The 2,855-nt window shown below is 64.5% G+C and carries 2 protein-coding genes and 1 pseudogene; all 3 read left to right on the top strand.

The annotated features are described in order from the left end of the window. Positions 1–93: 93 nt before the first annotated feature. Positions 94–573, top strand: a pseudogene (locus tag ABT116_RS41845) (IS110 family transposase); the annotation flags it as partial. 198 nt (positions 574–771) lie between these two features. Then, the gene (locus ABT116_RS41840; protein WP_003941836.1) at positions 772–1,737 is read left to right on the top strand and encodes a PASTA domain-containing protein; all 966 of its coding nucleotides are present in this window, start codon (positions 772–774) and stop codon (positions 1,735–1,737) included. Beyond that, positions 1,737–2,855, top strand: a 1,119-nt coding sequence (locus ABT116_RS41835) for a vWA domain-containing protein (RefSeq protein WP_351645604.1), incomplete at its 3' end; no start/stop codon positions are given. The genes ABT116_RS41840 and ABT116_RS41835, both read left to right, overlap by 1 nt.

Here is a 2,855-nt window from a genome sequence, read left to right as displayed (position 1 = left end):
TCGTGGAGGAGGTTGACCTCGTCGACGTAGAGGATCCCGCGGTGCGCGTCGGCCAGCAGGCCCGGCTCGAAGGCCGCCGCAACCGGTGCGGTACAGGACAAAGCAAGTTTTCCGGCAAGCCCGGCGGGTCTTGATCGGGCCCGCACGTGGATTGCACACAGGGCAGGTCAACAAGCCGCCCTCGTCGTCATCGAAGGCATCGGCTCCTACGGCGCCGGACTCTCCGACCGCGTTCTTGCGGCGGGATTCCCGGTAGCCGAACCCTCCGTGATGGGTTCGGCGGATCGGAGAGGAGTCGGTAAGACCGACGATCTCGACGCCGCTCGTATCGCCCGGTCAGTTCTGTCCGTCGACATCGATCGACTGCGCCGACCACGTGCGGACGGATCGCGAGTGGCGATGCGCGTTCTCGTGGTCGCGCGCGAGCAGATGACGTGCGAACGGACGCGCGCGGTCAATGCGTTGACAGCTTTGGTTCGCACCGTCGAACTTGGTGTGGATGCACGAAAATCGTTGGCATACAGTCAGATAAAGGAGATCGCCTGTTCAGCCGATAGACAAGGCGTCGCTTAATAGCCGAAAATCCAAGTTCGCCATTCGTTCGCCATGACAGGAGTGACAACCTTGCCCTTCTGGTCATCGAAACCCGGCAAACCGCCGCAACTAGGATCTGCAACTTCGCTTCCGCAAGTGCAACCCCCGACACCATCGCTGGCGTCGACCCGACCTTGGTACGACGGCTGGGGCACCCGCAGGAAGGTGCTCGCCAGCTTGTTCACGGCGCTGGCGCTGTTTGGCTCCGGACTCGCCTCCGGATGGTGGCTGCAGAACGAACTGGTAGCTCGCCAGGAATCGAGTACCGCTGCCCGTCCCGACGACGGCACCCTCGACGATTTTGCTGCCGATATCGCATCGGGTGCCATGCCTGACCTGCGCAGTCTCGGCTCCGACGCATCGAAGCAAATCCTCGCTGACAGCGGAATCCCGGTCGACCGTGTCGAGGTGACCACCCGCGCGGCCGCCGGACGTCCGGGCATCGTCATCGAGCAGACACCACCGTTCGGCAGTTCCGATACGGCGAAGGTGACGCTGGTTGTTTCGACGTCGGCCCAGGTGCCCGTCATCGAGAACCGCTCGGCTACGGAGGTGATCTCGGAACTGCAGGAACTCGGTGCGCAGGTGATCGTGAAGAGCCGCTACCAACCGGACGCGGTCCGAGACGGTGCGCTCGACGTGGATCCACCAGTCGGTGCACCGATTCCCGACGCGGTTACCCTCACTGTCGCTCAGTCCCCCGGATCCGCCTACCCTTCGAAGCTCGACGCCATGGAGAGCGGGTGCGGTACCGGGTCGGAGTCGATGGACGGCAAGAAATATGAGAACTCGGTGACCTGCACCGCGAACAAACCTGGCACTGCCAAGCCGCGCAAGTCGGTGTGGAATCTGGCCCACGCGGTCGACGAGATGCGCGCCACGGTCGGGGTTCCCACCGATTCCATGCCCGGCACCAGGGTCCGCGTCGAGGTGTTCGCAGACGGCACACCGGTCGCGGCCGTCGACGCTGGCTACGGCCAGCCCGCAGACCTCTACGCACGTGTCTCGGGGGCACTGCAACTAACCGTCGTCGCGACCGCGCTCACCGACAGCGGATCGTCGAGAGACACCGAAGCCGTCCTCGCCGACCCGACCATTCTCGGCAGCCAGCAGGCCATCGTAGATCTCACCGAGGACAACTGATGGCCAACTGGTGGCCGAGACTCGGTGCATTGCTCGTGATCCTCGTGTCGGCTTGCCTGCTGCCCGTTTCGTCTGCGGCACAGACACCGACCACTCCACCCACCCGTGCGGTGTCCGCCGCACCGGCGGCCCTGCTTATGGTCATGGACTTGTCCGGTTCGATGAACGACAACGACGCGAACGGCAAGAACAAGCTGACCGGCGCTAAGCAGAGCCTGAGCAGGATCGTCGGGGACACGGCTTCCTCGAGCACACCGCTGGGCCTCTGGACGTACCCGACAGCCGGCAGCAACTGCGATCCCGGGTCATTTCTTGCCGGCGCAGACGGAGGTGTGCGCAAGGACACCGACACGCTGATGGCCCAGGTGTCCGGTCTGAAAGCGGACGGCGGGACACCGACAGGTCCGGCTCTTCGTGCGTCGGTCGATTCGCTGAAGGCCAACGGCATCACCACTGCCACCGTGGTCCTCATCTCGGACGGCGAAAGCAACTGTGGCCAGGCTCCGTGCGACACGGCGAAACAGATCGTCGCCGAAGGGTTCGACGTCACAGTCGAGGCGCTGGGCTTCCAGCTGTCGGGACAAGGTCGCACCGAACTCGAATGCATCGCATCCACCACAGGTGGCCGCTACAGCGACATCGCAGACGTGGACGAAATGCAGAAGAGGCTCAAGGAACTGATGATTCCCGAGTTGGCGTTGACGATCTCGGCTCCCGATACCGTAGCGGGCGGCGCCGACGTCACACTGACAGCGAACGTCACCAACTCGTCGGCACGAGCCGTCAACGACGTGCGACTGTCCCTCTCGTTTCGCGCGGACACCGACCAGGCTCTCTTCCCTGTCGTCATCCCGCCCGTCGCGCGACTCGGCAACATCCCCGCAGGGCACAGTGCAAACTTCGAGTGGAAGCTGCGACCCGCGGACTCGAATGCAACCCAGGACCGAACCGCGAACTACCGGGTCATCGCTACCGCCGCCCGACCCGCCGCCGCAGCCATGGCAGAGGGCACCATCAAGATCGACCTTCGCTCCGTGGCGGGCGGGGTAGTCAAGGCACTCCTCGACAATGGCTCCACGGTCGCGGTATTCGGCGACTCCTACGCCGCCGGCGAGGGC

It is taken from the genome of Streptomyces sp. NPDC002130, assembly GCF_040296465.1.
GTDB lineage: Bacteria > Actinomycetota > Actinomycetes > Streptomycetales > Streptomycetaceae > Streptomyces.
Note: the sequence above shows the minus strand (reverse complement) of the source record. Positions and strands in the feature narration are given on the sequence as shown.